The organism is Terrilactibacillus tamarindi, from assembly GCF_009718825.1.
Lineage (GTDB): Bacteria > Bacillota > Bacilli > Bacillales > Sporolactobacillaceae > Terrilactibacillus > Terrilactibacillus tamarindi.
The window spans coordinates 87,028-104,149 of sequence record NZ_WNHB01000004.1 but is presented as its reverse complement, the minus strand read 5'-3'; the positions used below and the strand labels follow the sequence as shown (position 1 = coordinate 104,149).

Below are 17,122 nucleotides of genomic sequence, written 5' to 3'. Positions count from 1 at the left end.
CCTACTAATCCCTTTTATTACAGATTATTTACGCTAAAGGTATCTCCATCTTCTATTTTTCCTGATTTAAAACCTTTATAAAACCAATGCTTTCTCTGTTCGGATGTACCATGAGTAAAACTTTCTGGAACGGCATATCCCTGTGCTTTCTTTTGAAGAGTATCATCACCTACTGCAGTAGCAGCATTCAAAGCTTCCTCCAAATCCCCTTTTTCTAACAAATCCTTCCCTTGTGCATGGTTAGCCCAAACCCCAGCATAATAATCCGCTTGTAATTCAAGCCGAACAGAAAGCTTATTAAATTCTTTTTTACTTAGTTTTGTACGCTGAGACATCACTTTATCCGATGTACCTAAGAGTTTTTGAACGTGGTGACCAACTTCGTGAGCTATCACATAGGCCATCGCAAAATCTCCAGGGGCTTGAAATTTATCTTTGAGCTCTTGGTAGAAACTTAGATCAATATACAGCTTTTGATCACCTGGGCAATAAAAAGGACCTACCGATGAGCCAGCCGTCCCGCAAGCCGTATTAACGTTTCCAGAGTACAAAACAAGGGTTGGATTCTTATATGTTAATCCCTCTTTCCGGAATTCCTCACTCCATACATCTTCTGTATCTTTAAGTACGACTGACACAAATTGTGACAGCTCCTTTTCCTGATCCGTCTCTACATAGGAGGTATTGTTACCAGAATCTGTGATTTGAAAATTATTCAACAATTCACCAGGATTTCCTCCAAGTAACGTTACAACAAGGACTATAATTAAGCCGATTCCGCCGCCTGCAACGCCGATTCCGCCTATTCCTTTACCTCGTTGATCCTCTACATTCGAACTCCCTTTTCTGCCTCTCCATTTCATTATCTTTCCTCCTCGGGTCGTATGTACACTTAGTTAATTTTGCTATACCCGAAAGTCATTGAAAATAGTCGAGGTGAAAAAGAGAGTATGATTTTAAAAGGGATTTAAAACACAACGGCATTTGGAATGAAGCTGATGATAAAATTCTCGATACTTAAAAAACTCGTAAACGATGACTGCTTAAACAGCTTGATTTATTTAAAGTGAAACTTCCATCAGTGGGGTGAAAAACCATACATTAGTATTTGAAGACATTAATCCAACAAACCATTTGTTTCATCATCAATGGCTTTTATTAAGTAGTACAGTAGCTCAGTAGCGGGTGTGCTAACACCATATTTTTTCCCTAACTTGACCACTGTCCCACATAACATTTCATTTTCTGTCGGACGTTTTGAGAGAATATCTTGAACCATTGACCCTCGACCTTCTGGTTCATAGTTAAAGTAAATCGATTTCATAGCTTCAAGGTCCTCATCAACAAGCCCTGTCCCCATGGCTTTAGAAAGTGCAATGACTTCTCTCATGATGCATTCTCGGGCCTTATTAGCCGAATCAAGCTTCTGAAAATGTTTATGTTGTGCTCTAAGTACTCCGGCGACTGAATTACCACTTACATTCAGTAAGAATTTCAGCCAAAGTTCACGAATGATATCGTTTGGAATTTCGTAGGGAATGTGGCAGGCATCAAACAATTCTTTGACTCGCTGGACTTTAGTTTGTTGATCTTCTTGTTGATCTGATCCAAATATTATTTTATTATCGCCAACTGAGAATGTAGCCACACCCTTTTTGTAAATACCATTAATCGTCGTAAAACCATAAATGACTTTCTCTTTGCCATATACTTCAGCAATTTCTTCCTCACTTGTGATGCCATTCATTAAGGATAAAATAATAGTATTCTTTCCTACTTGATTTTTTATATCTTTTATTGCCTGATTCAATTGATTATATTTAACCGCAACAATCACTAAATCCGCAGGATCCATGTCCGTTTCCGGAGAAACAACATTCAGGTTATAGTGTTCGTTATTAATAAGAATGCCTTGTGTTTCTAACCTTTTTTTTCGTTCACCTCCTGCGACAATTCGCAAGTAACTTGGTTGAATCTCTTTTTTTAGATAAGGAAGTAAGGTACATCCAATGGCCCCTAATCCAATAATAGCTACTTTCATGTTTTAGACCCCTTTAAATGGTGCCTGTCACCACCCGAAATTTGTCGAAAATTGACACTAAATCAAAAAGTACCAGGCACTCGTTCATCTTATATAATTTCTAAATTTAAACTTCCGCGATCTATCTAATTAGTTTTATCTTACTTCATTTTCTTATGTAATGAATATGTTTTCTCAATTTGAGTAGATTCCTTCCCTGTCATACCGTTTTGCGATGTTGGACACTCCCTTTATTGTAGTCTAGTATAAAAGTCTCCATTCAGTATGTCCATAATCTAGACTAACCTCATAATCACTTCAGCCGTAGTTTACTGCCCACTATCCAACTGTTTACGCTTTTAGACAAGGAGAGTTACCTGCTATCCTCCAAAACTCGCTACGAGTGTGTGGCTACCCTTACTCGGCGGGAATCCCACCCGCTATATTTAGCTCGGTCGCTCTGCCAGGAACTTCGACAATATTCAACAAACTTCGGGTGGTGACAGGCACGCGGAGATGTTGACAATAAATATAAACGTGTTAATATTTTAACATGTTAAATATTTTATTAACATATTAATTAAGGTTGGCCTGACAAAAAAGGACTACAACGTTTTTGGACTTGATATAAATCAACAATATTTAAATTTAATACAGCTCACAAACTATAAATGCTATCTATTTTAAGGAGGTGATCGATAATGAAAAAGTTGCTTAAACAATCATTATTACACGGATTAGTAACCTGTTCAAAGGGACCTGTTATCATACTTACAAAAAAAAGACACCAAGTTAACTTGGTGTATTTCACCGAATTTATACATCAAAGAACTATAGTGCAATACTTTGCCTGTAGACTACTATATATGGTGGATAGTTGAATTTGAGGGACTCAATTAATGAAATGATATTCAATAATTCAGGACATTAATTGATCCACCAGTGATATTATATGGGAAATGTCATAAAAATCTTTATAATTGACATTTTGCTATATAGATGAAATTAAATATTAGGAAACAAAATACCACTTAATTAACCATATAGAAAGTTGAGGATTTAACAAAGTCATGAATGATGTTTATTATTTAAATGATTTAGAACAATTGAAAGTATTGTGTGATCCATTTAGGATAAGTATCCTTTGGCAATTAGATGATATGCCCAAAACGGGGAAAATGCTTGCTGATAAATTAAAGTTATCGCCATCGAAAGTAAGATACCACCTAAAAGAGTTAGAAAGAGCAGAACTTGTTAAAGTTGTAAATACTTCAGAAAAGAATGGTATAGTTCAAAAGTTTTATCAGCCGATAGCAAAGATAATTTCGACAGAAAAAATTATGCCTATTGTGAACGGGCTATCACCACAAATGATAAAATCGCTTGAGAAGAATACTCAGTTAGCACTAGAGCGTTCAAAAACTTTTGCTAATCGAATGAATAGTTCAGAAACTAATTCGTTAATTCAAATTAGCGATTCTATAAATTTATCAAAGGATGATTATGACTTTGTTAAAGAAAAGATTAAAGAGCTATATACTTATATGCGAGAGCACAATAACAAAGAAAAAAAACATAATAATTATCATGTAAATATTTCAATATTTCCTATAAAACAAGACGACAAAAAGGGAAGTGAATTAAATGAATGAACTTTTGAAAAATAGGTCTTTTTGTCTTATTTGGTTGGCTCAAATTGTATCTCGCTTTGGTGATGCAATTACAATAACCATAATATTCTATGTTCTTGGTTCTTCATCAAACAACCCTTTTATAATAAGCCTAGCACTATTTGCCCAAGTAACGCCATCTGTTATCTTTGGCGTTTTTATGGGCTCGTTATCAGACGTGTGTTCTAAAAAATGGATAATGATCACATCAAATATTTTTAGTCTATGTATGGTAACATTAATGATATTTTTTTTGGATAAATTGTTAATACTTTTACTGCTAATTTTTGCTGAAGGAATCTGCTCAGCCGCTTTCTATCCAGCTAGAACATCATATATTTCAGATATTGTTGGAGATAAGATGATTCCCAATGCTATCGCTATATCACAAAGTACTTACTCAATTTTATTAATTGTTGGTCCTGCTATAACAGGTATTCTAATACCTTTTTTCCCAATATCTCACATTCTCATTATTGATGCAATTACCTTTTTAATATCTTCAATACTTATTTTCTACACGTCTACTAAAAAAGAATCTAGTTCAAATAAAAAGTTTGGATTAAAAGTTTCTTTTTTTTCATCCATTAAGAATGGATTTGTCACTGTCTACAAAATATCAGTATTAAAATTGCTTATTGTATATATGATTCCTGTAATGCTTTCGATAGGAGTATTAAATACCGTTTACAATTCATTAATTCTACAGACTTTTAAAGTACATGGTCTAATATACGGAATTAGCGAAGGATTATTTGGAGGTGGAGCGGTTATTGGCTCAATCTTAGGATCCTATCTTTTGAAAAAAATTTCTCCTAGTCGTCTATTAATTTATAATATTATTTTATTAGGTATTTGGATGATCTTCGCTTATCCACTTCTTTTTCTTTTCCAATTAATTGGTATTATACCAGTATTAATCTGGGTTTTAATAATCGGTCTTACAAGTGCACTGCTCAATATTCCTACGATTACCCTTTTCTTAAAATTAGCACCCAAAGAATATAGAGGAAGAGCCATTTCTTTCCTTCAAACCATATCAAACTTTGGGTTAATTATAGGTGCGATTTTAGGTGGTTTCATTTCTCTATTTATTGGGCTTGTTTCTACCCTTGCGATTTTTGGAATAATCATTGCTATAATATCTTTGTTAGTTTTAAATATTAAAATATTTAAACCGTTAACAACAATTAAAACCGTGAATGAAGGTAACGTCAGGAGTCCAAAGCAGATTTAATATGCCAGGCAGAGCGACAATATTCAACAAACTTCGGGTGGGACAGGCACGCGGAGAAACGGGTACACGGGGATTAATGGTTTATTTTTTTGAAATAATTATAAATTTTTTCTAACTTTTTCACTTGATTTCCCTTTGGACTCTCCATATTACCAAACTCAAAGAACTTCACCTTTTTAATTCCCACAAAATTAAATAAAGCTCTTTTCATAAGAATTTTATGTGCATTAATCAACCAGAATAATGGATAGTGAGTAGGTCCCTTCATGGTAGACACACATACAACGGACTTTCCTTTCAAAAGCCCTTCTGGGAAAAGTCTCTTTTTATCTTTATAGGCAAAGTTGGAAGCAAATAATTGATCAATATATCCCATAAGCATCGCGGGTGGTCTTCCCCACCAAATCGGATAGATAAAAACAATCCTATCAGCCCACGTAATTTGTTTTCGATATTTTTCAATACTTGGGTCAGTATGCATATCACGTCTTTGTTTTTGCTCGTTAAACACGAGAAGTGGATTAAATCCCTCGTCATATAAATCTAAGACCTGTAACTCCTTTATATTGGGATTTTCCTTGCTTCCTTTTATAACTTTTTGTAAAAATGCATAATTTAGACTTGTATGATTAGGATAGGTGTAAATTATTAGTACCTTCATAATGCACCTCTTAATTATCATTTGATAACTAAATAGTAACATACACAATTTTGGTTATCAAATGATAATTGTGTTATGATAATAATTTTGTTATCTTGTCTAAGAGAGGTGAGAGAAATGAACAAAAATACTCTTTTTCATAAACTCGTATCATTTACAACTTCTGTTCATCGTGTAACACATGAATTAACAAAAAATGCGAAGTCAGATTTAATCTCGCAAATTCAATTTAATATTCTTGAATATATTGCAGTTAATCAACCAGTGACTCCAAGTGAAATTAATGATTGTCAGAATATGTCTATGCCAAACACGAGTCGTGAGCTTAGAAAGTTAAGTGAAAAAAAGTTAATTGAAAAGATAAATGATAGTGAAGATCGAAGAAAACAATACATTCGTCTCTCGAATGATGGAGAAGCTATGATGAATGAAGCTTTTGCAACTATAGAATCACGTTTTATAAAGCGAGTACAAAATGCTTCAAAAGAAGATTTAGAGGATATTGAACGCGCAATAGATATTCTTCAAACAAAACTATTTAATTAAAAGGTGCCTCCTCGAAATATGTCGAAAATTGACACTAAATCAAAAAATACCAGGCACTCTTCATTAACAGGCATTTCGACAATATTCAACAAACTTCGGGTGGTGACAGGCACGCGGAGATTAAACGATTGTTTTTCCCATATAGGCAAGTGATACAGATAATATTGGTAAACCATCCTGTATTTGTATTTTCACTAGAGCCGTCTCCTAACCCCAATAAACTTTTGTTCTTTTACTTCTATAGTTTTATGGTCCGTATGGAAAATATAATATTCACGGGAAGGGTCGGCTAGATGCAGTTTTTTGTATTCTTTCCATGCAGAAGTTGACTCGGGGAAATTTGAGATGACGGATAGTTCTTCAAGATAGCGGACAGAATTCTTTGAGTAAGCTGATATGGCTTCGACAAGAACCCATTGTTCAGGATATTGTTCACGAACTTGTTCCCATTTCATTATCTACACCTCCATATTATTACTACAACTAGTATATCATTAAAAGGTGCCTGTCACTCCCCAAAATTTGTCGAAAATTGACACTAATCAAAAAGTACCAGGCACCCATTCATCTGCCAGGAACTTCGACAATATTCAACAAACTTCGGGTGGTGACAGGCACGCGGAGAAACGAGATGCCTTATCGTCTTTGCTCTAATTCTGTCATCATATCTTGACATTTCTTTTCTGATAAAGGATAAAAACTCATTATGATGACTGACAGTAATATAAAAACAGCTGGTATAATGGCGTTTAAATTCTTAATGGCCTCAAGGGAACTAATGGATTGAGTCATGTCCGCAACGTATCCAGAGTGCCCCAAGTAAAACGCAGAAAATGATCCCGCAATGGCAACTCCCAATTTGTTTAGAAAACTCATACTAGATATAATGACGCCATCGGCCCTGACTTTAGTTTTCCATTCGGCATAATCGACCGTGTCTGCCAACATTCCCCAAACAAGCGTATTGATCGGTGTGGTAAAGAAGCCTGAAGTAAAGAACCAGAATAGAATTAATGGTATGGACGTATAAGGTGTAAACTGTAATCCAAAATAGGTTATAAGTGAAACAATCCCTGAAATTATCATGATCGTCTTTCTTCCCCATTTCTGGGCTAACAAGGGAATAAACATGTTACTAATTAAGGCGGCTCCGAAAAATAAAAGCGTTCCCATGAAATTTAAACCTTTTGCTTCCATATTGTAGGTGAAGTAATATAATGCTGTACTTAATCGAATATTAAACCCAATGGCAAATGCCAAAAATGCCGAACCTAAAATCAATAATGGTTTATTTTTGACTAAAACGGTTAATGTCTTTTTTATGCCATGCTTTTCTTTATTTTCCACAACAACTCTCTCACGAACTGTAAAAAAACTATAGAGATTGAGCGCCACACTAGCCATCGCATAGACTAAAGCCGTTAATTGGAAACCTCTAGATTGATCTCCACCTCCTAGGAATGAAACAAGAGGCGTTGCACAAGAGATGGCGAGAAGGATACCAATATAAACGAGAATCATACGAACGGTGGTTAAAATGGTTCTTTCTTGTAGGTTGTTTGTTATTCTAGCGGTTAAACTATTGACAGGAATCGTTTGCATACTAAAAGTCATCCCCAATAATATATATGTGGCGTACGCATAAATTCGATTTCCTGTTAAACCAAAATGAGGAGTAGTAAAACATAAAACTGTAAATAGAGCCAAAGGAAGGGCGACCCACAATAAGTATGGTCTTGCTTTTCCCCACCGAGTATTCGTTTTATCTAAAATACTACCCATAATAGGATCACAAACAGCATCAAGAACTCGAACAACTAAGAACAAAGTAGCGATAACGGCAGGTTTAATACCATCAACGTCTGTATAATAAAAAAGTAAATAGGCATTCACAAACTGGAATATGATGTTGTATGACATATCTCCAGCGCCGTAACCGATCCGCTCCATCCAAGACAATTTTCCATTATCGCTTGAACGTTCTTCATCTATATAGTTTTTAATCTCTTTACTTTGTAGCACCTTAACAACTCCCTCGGTAAGCGGTTTCAATATTTTTAAAAGGGACCATCTAATTTTTATTTAGATGGCACCTATGTTTTTGCCCTCGTATACAAATAAGAACATCATTTGTTATATTTGTGCCTGTTCAAAAAGGTGACAAATTAGAAGCAAGAAGATAAGAGCGGCGCCGTTTTGAGGACCGGAATGTAGGTTTTTACTACATGAGAACCGGAAAAACAAGCGGGCGTCCGAGATTCGTAGCTTATCATTTGGTGACTTTTTGAACAACCTCTATTAAGGGAATGTCTATATACTTTGAGTCATCTTCAATCATTAGGATAAACAACAACCTTTAAACATTCATCTTTATGGTTGAGTGCTCGCTCCATTGCTTCTTGTGTGTCTTCTAATGAATATTTATCCGTTACAAGTTTCGTCGTATCTGCTATTCCAGATGAGAGGAAGTTGATTCCCTTTGGATAGGTGTTGGCATATCGGAAGACCCCATAAATATCCACCTCATTGTCAGCAATAAATGGCACGTTAAGCGGAATCTCATTTTGAGCAGGTAAACCTACTATAGCTAGTTTCCCACCGCGTTTAACTGATTCAAGTGCAGATTGTAGTGCTTTTGGATTTCCTGCCGTTTCCCAAGCAACATCAACACCTTTACCATTCGTAATTTTTTTAATCTCTTCTGCAGGATCTTTCTCACGAATATTAATGACATGGGTCGCCCCCATTTCCTTTGCAGCATCTAGTCTAAGTTTCTCCAAATCAGTCACAATGATTGTGCTAGCTCCATAGGCTTTAGCTGCGACAACGGCCATTAATCCTACAGGTCCCATCCCCATAATTGCAATGGTTGACCCAGGTTGAAGTTTTGTTCGACTTGCAGCATGAATCCCTACAGAGAATGGTTCGATTAACGCTGCTTCTTCATAGGAAAGCGTTTCCGGAATAGAAAAAACAAAGTCCTGTCTCATTTTGATGTATTGTACAAATGCACCATCTATAGGCGGTGTTGCTAAGAATTGAACATCCGGACATAGGTTATACCGACCCTCTTTACAAGCTTCACAATGTCCGCACGTTACGCCTGGTTCAACGGCAACTCGGTCACCTACTTTAAATCTTTTGACATCTGAACCAACGGCGGCAATATCACCCGAACACTCATGGCCAAGGATCATTGGCTTTTCTACTACATATTTACCAATTCTCCCATTTGAATAATAATGGAGATCCGAACCACAAATTCCAACAGCTTTTACTTTAATTAAAACTTCATCACTTGCTATTTCAGGTATAGGAAGAGTTTCTATAGTGATTTCCCTAATTCCTTTCATAATTGCCGCTTTCATTGTTTGAGGTACATTAGTCATGATTTATCAAAATCCTTTCTCATAATTGTAATGATAATAAAACGGTTACAAATCAAAATAAAATAAAATAAATTATTCATTGATCTAATTTCAATTATTTAATAAACCGATTTATATATCAAGCTTTTCATACTGTATAATGTACAGTCACAATGTACTTTTTTAATACTAAATGATGTACATTTAAGGTAAGACTAGCTAAAATTAAAGTAAAGGAAGTGACAAATTGGTGACAAATCTGATATAAGAAGATAAGGCGCGCTGTTCTTGAGGACCGGCATTCCACAGGATGTGGTAGCTTTAGGCACCAGCCACAGGACGTGAGCGATTTTAGTTGAAGATCCTCTTGGCGGGCGCCGAGATTTGCAGCTTATCATTTGGTGACTTTTTGAACGACCTTGTAAAAACCAGGAGGTGTAAAAACACATGGCTGAACTAGAAGATCGCAATTGTTTTTCAGAATTGTTATCTCTTGGTATCAAAACATTAAAGAAACACCTTAAATTTAAAACTAAAAAAGAAAATAACAATCATAAACCATCAAAACAATCCTATTTAGACTATTTAGCCTACCATCTTGGGATATCTTCAAACACCGTTAAAAGTTGGATGGGGCAAATGGGATCAAAGTATATTCCAGGACGAATTGAAGATGGGAAACTTTTTGGCGCCATCTGGATTATTCTAAATAACAGCGATATGGATATCCAATGGTTTACACGGCTTCTACAATCAACTTCTATTCCTGTTATCAACCCTGCTATACCTGAATGGGTAGTGTCCTGTTTTAAGAAATCTAAAACTCTAAGAAGTGATGGAACATTCGGTGCTCCTCTTGATCATGACATTGAAGAAGTAGTTAAGCGTTTGTTTCAAAACCATGAAGACCCTAAAGAAAAGGCAATTGAAATTCAACCCTTGGCACATAATCTACCAACACGATGGTCAGATGACTTTATTGGTCGAGAAAACGACATGGAAGCCATTCGAAATTGGATGGTGTCTGCTTCACCGGTGTGTTTAATTACTGGTTGGGCAGGTATGGGAAAAACAACACTTGCTCTTGAATCAGCTTATGCCTGTTTAGGTGATCGTGGAGAATCACAAATGGGTCATCATTGGCCAACCTTCTCCTGTATAATCTGGGTAAGTGCCGATTTAGGCCATTTAAGCTTTAGTGACTTCTTAAACACAATGGCTTATCAACTTGGACGAGTGGAACTAATGGATAAACCGATAAATGAAAAGAGATTCGTTGTTCGTAATGCTTTAGCTACGTATTCCCGTAAGAAGGCGGTCCTACTCATTGTAGATAGTATTGATACCGCTGACAATGAAATTTCTCAATTTATTATCAATCTCCCACCAGGTGTCAAAGCATTACTTACTTCTCGTGAAGGCTATAGTAAAATACAAGATAACGCATTTCTAAAAATGTATGCGATTTCATTAAATGGTCTTAAAAATGAGGATGCCCTTACTTACCTAAAAACAGAAATTAGCCGGCAGTTTTCAGCCTATCGATCACAAGACAAATCAAAAAAAATGAAGGCATTGACAAAAATTTCGCCAAAAATCTATCAGCAATTAATTTCGGCAACAGCAGGCAATCCTAAAGTCATTGCCCTCAGCATCGCGTATATAATTGAAGACGACATTGATATACAAAAACTCATTCAGGAAATTGAAACAGCCGGTTATTCCCTATTAGAATTATTCGAATTCCTTTTTGGCAGGACGTGGGAAAATTGCCATGAGGATACTCGAATTCTGTGGCAATCGTTAGGCTTTTTTAATAACCCTCCCGATAGAGATAGCTGGGCATCCGTATCCAATTTAAGTCTTCGACGGTTTCATTATGCTGTTGAGCAAATGCGCACCTATGCATTGATTCAGCCTGAGTATTTAGATGGAAAGTTACACTATCGTGCGCATCAAACAGTCGTCGCTTACGGAGAACAACGATTACTTGAAAACGAAGAGATGGAAACAATCTCTAGAGATCGATGGGCTCATTACTATATCAATTATTTAGATAAATATCTCAAACGCAGTCAACCAAACATACCTTACTGGAACTACCTACTTGGGCGTGACTTAGAAAAGATTAAAGTTGAATGGCCCAACATACGTAAGGTTATTGAGTGGACTTGCACAAATGAGAAAAAAGAACTTTTAATACAGTTTGTTAGCCGAATCAGTCATTTTTTAAGTCGAGTAAATTTACCCCTTCGTATTGAATACGGTTTAAAAGCTGCAGAGGCTGCAAATGATTTACAGAACCCTTTACTTGAGGCCTTATTTCGTATTGATACAGTCGGGTGGGCTCTTACAGAAATGGATGACTTGAATGAAGGACTCAAACAAATCGAGGCGGGTCTTCAGATATTAGACTCGTTAAATGCTGAGTTAAATGACGTTAATGATTTAAAAATACTGGGGATTTCCTTGAAATCAAAAATCTATTTGAAGAAAATGGATCTAAAGAAAGCAAGTAATTTACTTGAGGAAATTATGGATAGAAAAAGATCCACCGTTATTGAACACCGAGTCTTACTCACTCAAGGCGATCTTAATCTGCTTAGTGAAAACTACAAAAAGGCGATTCAGTTTTACGAAAAAGCCAATAGAATTAGTTTAGAGTATGGTGGAGAAAAAACCATCGAAGCCTATTTTAACTTAGGCATCGCTTATGTAAAATGCAAGGAATACGAAAAAGCAAAATTAACTTTTGAGCATGTTTTATATAACAAAACAGAAGCAAATCACATAGAACTAATCTACTACAATTACGGCAAGGCAAATTTATATGCCAGTATGAAAGACTATCGTAAAGCGTTAAAATTCAATGGTTATTCACTAAAACTTATCGACTCTTGGGAACAAACCATTAGTATTCGAAATGAAGTAGAAACGTTTAATACTTTTTTAAAAGGTGCCTGTCACTCCCCGAATTGTGTCGAAAATTGACACTAGATCAAAAAGTACCAGGCACCCTTCATTCACCACGTAACAAATATATCCGTTATAGTATTCAGGAAATTTTTACTATACAATTCATATAGGTTAAAAATTAGATTGTGTGGTGATTCGATTGTTTAAATTATTGTTAATTGAAGATGATGTAACACTATTTAATGAAATTAAGGATCGTTTAACTGGCTGGTCTTATGATGTTTATGGGATTGCTGATTTTAGTAAAGTCATGCAAGAATTTACAAGTATAAAACCTCATTTAGTGATTATTGATATTCAATTGCCTAAATTTGATGGCTTCCATTGGTGCCGGATGATTCGGGCGCATTCGAACGTACCGATCATATTTTTATCATCACGTGATCATCCTACCGATATGGTGATGTCCATGCAGCTTGGTGCGGATGACTTTATTCAAAAACCTTTTCATTTTGATGTGCTCATTGCAAAGATACAAGCGACCCTTCGTCGCGTTTATAATTACAATACCGAACAAATCAAACTTAAAACATGGAATAAAGCGACAGTGGATTATGAGAATAATACGGTTTCCAACGAGGCTGGATCAATTGAGCTGACAAAAAATGAAATTTTCATTTTAAAACAGCTAGTGGAACAAAAAAATAAAATCATCAGCCGAGAAGAATTAATCAAAAGTTTATGGGATGATGAGCGCTTTGTTAGCGATAACACCTTAACTGTCAATGTCAACCGTTTACGTAAGAAACTAGATGATCTTGGTTTAGGACGCTATATTGAAACAAAAGTAGGGCAAGGCTACATGGCTGTAGAAGAGGTAATTTGATGTGATTAGAAAATTTTTAATTGAAAGATGCAGCTGGATTTTTCTATTTCTTTTCATGATGCTCCTTATCATCTTTATCTCTTATATTGATTCGGCCATTCCGTTAGGTCCCGTCCTTTATATCGCTTTTTTATTTGCCATCATTTTTCCCATTTTTATCACCATCCGCTATCATAAAGAAACGAAATTCTATAAAAACTTGGAAGAATGGGATACTCATCTTGACTTGACGAGTCTAGCCACTGCAGAAAGTCCTTTTGAAAAAATAATCGAAGAAAGTATAACGAATCAAACGAACCTATTAAAGAAGGAAGCATCAAAAAATCGACTGACGTTAGAGCAGGAAAAGGATGAGCTATTATCTTGGATTCATGAGGTGAAAACACCATTAACAGCCATGCATTTAATGATTGAACGCTTAGACGACGAAATCATGAAAGCACAATTGACTCATGAATGGCTGCGAATTCATTTGCTGCTTGACCAAAAACTTCATCAAAACCGTATCCTCTTTATTGAAAATGATTTATATATTGAAAAGATTGATGTCAAAGCGTTAATTTTTAAGGAGCTAAAAGCACTACAATCATGGTGTATACAAAAAGGGATTGGTTTTGATGTGTATTTAGAGGTCACAGAAGTCTATAGTGATGGAAAATGGCTGGCATTTATTATCAGACAGCTATTAACCAACTCCGTAAAATATAGTGAAGCTTCGGATATTATCATCAAAACCTTCCAACAAAATGATCAAACGACCTTAGAGATTAAAGATTTCGGACGCGGGATTGATCCTAAAGACTTGCCGCGCATATTTGATAAAGGCTTTACCTCCACGTCCAGACATCAGGACAATGTAGCCACAGGCATGGGACTATACTTAGCCAAAAAAGCAGCTCAGCCATTATTACTCCATATTGACGTCATGTCAAAACCTGAAACAGGGACAACTTTTACCTTAACCTTTCCGAAAAGAAATAAATTTCATCATATTGCGAGCGTGTGACAAAAATGTCACATGCTTTTATTGTCTGTTAGCTAAATCGAAGGAAAACGGAGGCAAGGCTCTTTATAATAAAACTATCAAATTAAGGAGCGTGTCAAAATGAGGATATTAGAAGCAACTAAAATATATAAAAACTATGGCAATAAGTTTAATAAACAAGAGGTTTTGAAGGGTATCGATATTAGCGTGGAGGAGGGTGAATTTGTTAGCATTATGGGAGCTTCTGGTTCTGGGAAAACAACATTACTTAATGTACTTTCCTCCATTGATAAAGTTAGCAATGGAACAATCCGTATTGATGGAAAGGAAATGACCGGAATGAAGGAAAAACAGTTAGCAGAATTCCGCAAAAATCACTTAGGGTTTATCTTCCAAGAGTATAATTTATTGGATACCCTGACGGTCAAGGAAAATATTCTTTTACCATTATCGATTACAAAAGTGTCAAAAAAAGTAGCTGATCAAAAATTTAAAGAAGTTGCTACAGAACTGGGCATTTATGATTTAAAAGATAAATATCCAAATGAAATATCCGGCGGCCAAAAACAGCGTACTTCTGCAGCCCGGTCATTTATCCATCAGCCAAGCATCATTTTTGCTGATGAACCAACCGGTGCACTCGATTCAAAGTCAGCATCTGATTTATTAAATAAGCTTAGCGAATTAAATCGGAAACGAAGAGCAACTATTATTATGGTCACTCATGATCCAGTGGCGGCCGGTTATTGCAGCAGGGTTATTTTTATAAAAGATGGGCAAATGTATACACAATTAAATAAAGGAGAAGAATCCAGACAAGCCTTTTTCAATGACATAATGAAAACACAAGCTGTATTAAGCGGGGTGCAAAATGAACATTAATCACCTCATCCTTCGCAACCTGAAAAAAAATCTAAAAAACTATTATCTCTATGTGTTTGCCTTAATTTTTAGTGTCTCTCTTTATTTTGCATTTGTTACACTGCAGTACGATCCTTCCATGAATGAAGCAAAAGGATCTGTTAAAGGAGCAGCTGCCATTAAATCAGCATCCATATTACTCATTGCTATTGTCTCCATTTTCCTTCTATATGCTAATCAACTTTTTATGAAAAGGCGCAGTAAAGAGATTGGCTTATTCCAATTAATTGGAATGACAAAGAATGGAATCTTCCGCCTCCTAAGCGCTGAGAACTTTATCCTTTATTTCAGTTCCTTACTTATTGGAATTTTTATTGGATTTTCCAGTTCAAAATTAATTATGATGATTTTATTGAAATTTATGGGGCTTGAGACAAGCACAACACTTCAATTTTCTGTAGAAGCATTCATCCAAACACTAATTGTTTTTTGTGCCATCTACCTCCTCATCATGTTGATGAACTATCTGTTTATTAAAAGACAAACGATTTTATCCTTATTTAGAGTGATTTCTTCGACAGAAAGTAAAGTAAGAAAAATAAATGTTTTTGAGATCGTCTTCGGAGCGATGGGCATAGTATTGATCCTCTCAGGCTACTATATTTCATCGAAATTATTTGAAGGAGACTTTACAACGATCAACGAGCTCTTCATAGCAATGATTTTTATCCTTGGTTCTGTCATCATAGGGACGTATCTTTTTTATAAAGGGTCTGTTACATTTATCACAAATATCATTCGAAAAAGGAAGGGTGGTTATTTAAATATTAATGAGGTTTTATCCCTCTCTTCCATTATGTTTCGAATGAAATCGAATGCCTTATTATTAACCATTATTACAACAGTATCTGCGCTTGCGATCGGCTTATTATCCTTAAGCTATATCTCATACTTCTCGGCGGAGAAAAGTGCTGAAAAGAATGTACCCTCTCATTTTTCATTGACGACGATTAAGGACGCAGAACAATTTAAAGAAGCGTTAAAAGCGAAGGACATTACCTATCGTGAAAAAAAAATTAATGTCATTCAAGTCAATGCCAACATAGCGGATATAATGGATACAAATCTAAAAGAATTAAACTTTGATCCAAATATCATGACCCTTCCCGTGATTAGTGACAAATCAGTCAAAGACCTCGATTTATCGAAGGATGAAACCCTTTTTATGGGATACAATGATATAGTGGAAAAAATGATGTCCCTCAAAAGTTCTGGACAAATTGAATTAAAAGGACAAAGGGAATCTATCTCTCAGAAATATAGAGGTCTAAAAAAGGAATTCATTCTTCCCTATAATTTCACAAATGGTGGCCTACCTGTTGTCATTGTCGACAAAATAACTTTTCGGCATTTAAAGGACGATATCAACCCAAAGATTCAGCGCGAATCCTCTCTTTATATCGGAATCGATATCAAAGACAAAGGAAAAATTGAAGAAGCTAATAATATTTTCCAAGGTATGCCTATTAGTGAGAAACCTACAAATTTATCGCGTCTTGAAATGAGCAATAGTCAGAAACAAGTCATGGGACTGGCGATGTTCATTGTCGGCTTTCTAGGATTAACCTTTCTAATTACATCAGGCTGTATTCTGTATTTTAAACAAATGGATGAAAGTGAAGATGAAAAGTCCAATTATACGATATTGAGAAAACTTGGATTCACTCAAGGTGATTTACTAAAAGGAATTCAAGCAAAACAACTCTTTAATTTTGGAATTCCTTTAGTTATTGGGCTAGTTCATAGTTATTTTGCTGTTAAATCAGGGTGGTTCCTTTTTGGTACCGAGCTTTGGACGCCGATGATTGTCGTCATGATTATATATACTTCTTTGTATTCGATTTTCGGATTACTCTCCGTTCTCTATTACAAAAAAGTGATCAAAGAAGCGCTTTAACATAAAAGCCACTAA

Annotated in this window: 14 protein-coding genes; 8 read left to right on the top strand and 6 right to left on the bottom strand. The window is 35.6% G+C overall.

Going from position 1 to position 17,122, the window contains the following annotated elements; genetic code table 11:
• Positions 1-17 precede the first annotated feature (17 nt).
• Both ypfJ and GMB86_RS03730 read right to left on the bottom strand, forming a co-directional pair.
• Complete coding sequence (gene ypfJ, locus GMB86_RS03735; RefSeq protein ID WP_155216941.1) at positions 18-863, bottom strand: KPN_02809 family neutral zinc metallopeptidase; 846 nt, start codon at positions 861-863, stop codon at positions 18-20.
• Between the two features lie 254 nt (positions 864-1,117).
• Positions 1,118-2,041, bottom strand: coding sequence for a ketopantoate reductase family protein (locus GMB86_RS03730; protein WP_155216939.1), 924 nt, complete (start codon positions 2,039-2,041; stop codon positions 1,118-1,120).
• Positions 2,042-3,090: 1,049 nt separating this feature from the next.
• Here GMB86_RS03730 and GMB86_RS03725 point away from each other — a divergent pair.
• Together GMB86_RS03725 and GMB86_RS03720 are read left to right on the top strand one after the other, a co-directional pair.
• Positions 3,091-3,672: a helix-turn-helix domain-containing protein gene (locus GMB86_RS03725; RefSeq protein ID WP_155216937.1), complete on the top strand. Its 582-nt coding sequence runs from the start codon at positions 3,091-3,093 to the stop codon at positions 3,670-3,672.
• The gene (locus GMB86_RS03720) at positions 3,665-4,927 is read left to right on the top strand and encodes an MFS transporter (protein ID WP_155216935.1); all 1,263 of its coding nucleotides are present in this window, start codon (positions 3,665-3,667) and stop codon (positions 4,925-4,927) included. The genes GMB86_RS03725 and GMB86_RS03720 overlap by 8 nt, the downstream gene beginning before the upstream one ends.
• 73 nt (positions 4,928-5,000) lie before the next feature.
• On the opposite strand, the gene GMB86_RS03715 is transcribed toward GMB86_RS03720, so the two are convergent.
• A complete protein-coding gene (locus GMB86_RS03715; RefSeq protein WP_155216933.1) occupies positions 5,001-5,588 on the bottom strand; it encodes an NAD(P)H-dependent oxidoreductase in 588 nt (195 codons plus the stop codon).
• A 117-nt stretch (positions 5,589-5,705) separates the two neighbouring features.
• Between GMB86_RS03715 and GMB86_RS03710 the strand changes: the two genes are divergently transcribed.
• Positions 5,706-6,134 (top strand): MarR family winged helix-turn-helix transcriptional regulator, encoded by a 429-nt coding sequence (locus tag GMB86_RS03710; protein ID WP_155216931.1) that lies wholly within the window; start codon positions 5,706-5,708, stop codon positions 6,132-6,134.
• 194 nt (positions 6,135-6,328) lie between these two features.
• Here GMB86_RS03710 and GMB86_RS03705 read toward each other — a convergent pair whose 3' ends face one another.
• From GMB86_RS03705 to GMB86_RS03695, 3 genes are all read right to left on the bottom strand, one after another.
• A complete protein-coding gene (locus tag GMB86_RS03705; protein WP_155216929.1) occupies positions 6,329-6,589 on the bottom strand; it encodes a hypothetical protein in 261 nt (86 codons plus the stop codon).
• 181 nt (positions 6,590-6,770) lie between these two features.
• Positions 6,771-8,156 carry a glycoside-pentoside-hexuronide (GPH):cation symporter gene (locus tag GMB86_RS03700; protein ID WP_408033827.1) on the bottom strand — a complete coding sequence of 462 codons (1,386 nt, stop codon included), beginning with the start codon at positions 8,154-8,156 and terminating at the stop codon, positions 6,771-6,773.
• Positions 8,157-8,464: 308 nt separating this feature from the next.
• On the bottom strand, positions 8,465-9,523 hold the full coding sequence (locus tag GMB86_RS03695) for an NAD(P)-dependent alcohol dehydrogenase (RefSeq protein ID WP_155216927.1): 1,059 nt from the start codon (positions 9,521-9,523) through the stop codon (positions 8,465-8,467).
• A 426-nt stretch (positions 9,524-9,949) separates the two neighbouring features.
• On the opposite strand from GMB86_RS03695, the gene GMB86_RS03690 reads away from it, so the two are divergent.
• The 5 genes from GMB86_RS03690 (at position 9,950) to GMB86_RS03670 (ending at position 17,107) form a co-directional block, all read left to right on the top strand.
• Positions 9,950-12,493, top strand: coding sequence for a tetratricopeptide repeat protein (locus tag GMB86_RS03690; RefSeq protein WP_155216925.1), 2,544 nt, complete (start codon positions 9,950-9,952; stop codon positions 12,491-12,493).
• A 124-nt stretch (positions 12,494-12,617) separates the two neighbouring features.
• Positions 12,618-13,304 carry a response regulator transcription factor gene (locus GMB86_RS03685; RefSeq protein WP_155216923.1) on the top strand — a complete coding sequence of 229 codons (687 nt, stop codon included), beginning with the start codon at positions 12,618-12,620 and terminating at the stop codon, positions 13,302-13,304.
• A 1-nt stretch (position 13,305) separates the two neighbouring features.
• Complete coding sequence (locus GMB86_RS03680) at positions 13,306-14,310, top strand: sensor histidine kinase (RefSeq protein ID WP_329602741.1); 1,005 nt, start codon at positions 13,306-13,308, stop codon at positions 14,308-14,310.
• A gap of 99 nt (positions 14,311-14,409) precedes the next feature.
• Positions 14,410-15,171, top strand: coding sequence for an ABC transporter ATP-binding protein (locus tag GMB86_RS03675; protein WP_155216921.1), 762 nt, complete (start codon positions 14,410-14,412; stop codon positions 15,169-15,171).
• Positions 15,161-17,107 carry an ABC transporter permease gene (locus GMB86_RS03670; RefSeq protein WP_155216919.1) on the top strand — a complete coding sequence of 649 codons (1,947 nt, stop codon included), beginning with the start codon at positions 15,161-15,163 and terminating at the stop codon, positions 17,105-17,107. Before GMB86_RS03675 ends, GMB86_RS03670 begins: the two co-directional genes overlap by 11 nt.
• Positions 17,108-17,122 lie beyond the last annotated feature (15 nt).

Excerpts from the sequence above, each read along its gene's own strand:
- ypfJ (WP_155216941.1), bottom strand. The coding sequence starts at position 863 with ATGAAATGGAGAGGCAGAAAAGGGAGTTCGAATGTAGAGGATCAACGA.
- GMB86_RS03730 (WP_155216939.1), bottom strand. The coding sequence starts at position 2,041 with ATGAAAGTAGCTATTATTGGATTAGGGGCCATTGGATGTACCTTACTT.
- GMB86_RS03725 (WP_155216937.1), top strand. The coding sequence starts at position 3,091 with ATGAATGATGTTTATTATTTAAATGATTTAGAACAATTGAAAGTATTG.
- GMB86_RS03720 (WP_155216935.1), top strand. The coding sequence starts at position 3,665 with ATGAATGAACTTTTGAAAAATAGGTCTTTTTGTCTTATTTGGTTGGCT.
- GMB86_RS03715 (WP_155216933.1), bottom strand. The coding sequence starts at position 5,588 with ATGAAGGTACTAATAATTTACACCTATCCTAATCATACAAGTCTAAAT.
- GMB86_RS03710 (WP_155216931.1), top strand. The coding sequence starts at position 5,706 with ATGAACAAAAATACTCTTTTTCATAAACTCGTATCATTTACAACTTCT.
- GMB86_RS03705 (WP_155216929.1), bottom strand. The coding sequence starts at position 6,589 with ATGAAATGGGAACAAGTTCGTGAACAATATCCTGAACAATGGGTTCTT.
- GMB86_RS03695 (WP_155216927.1), bottom strand. The coding sequence starts at position 9,523 with ATGACTAATGTACCTCAAACAATGAAAGCGGCAATTATGAAAGGAATT.
- GMB86_RS03690 (WP_155216925.1), top strand. The coding sequence starts at position 9,950 with ATGGCTGAACTAGAAGATCGCAATTGTTTTTCAGAATTGTTATCTCTT.
- GMB86_RS03675 (WP_155216921.1), top strand. The coding sequence starts at position 14,410 with ATGAGGATATTAGAAGCAACTAAAATATATAAAAACTATGGCAATAAG.
- GMB86_RS03670 (WP_155216919.1), top strand. The coding sequence starts at position 15,161 with ATGAACATTAATCACCTCATCCTTCGCAACCTGAAAAAAAATCTAAAA.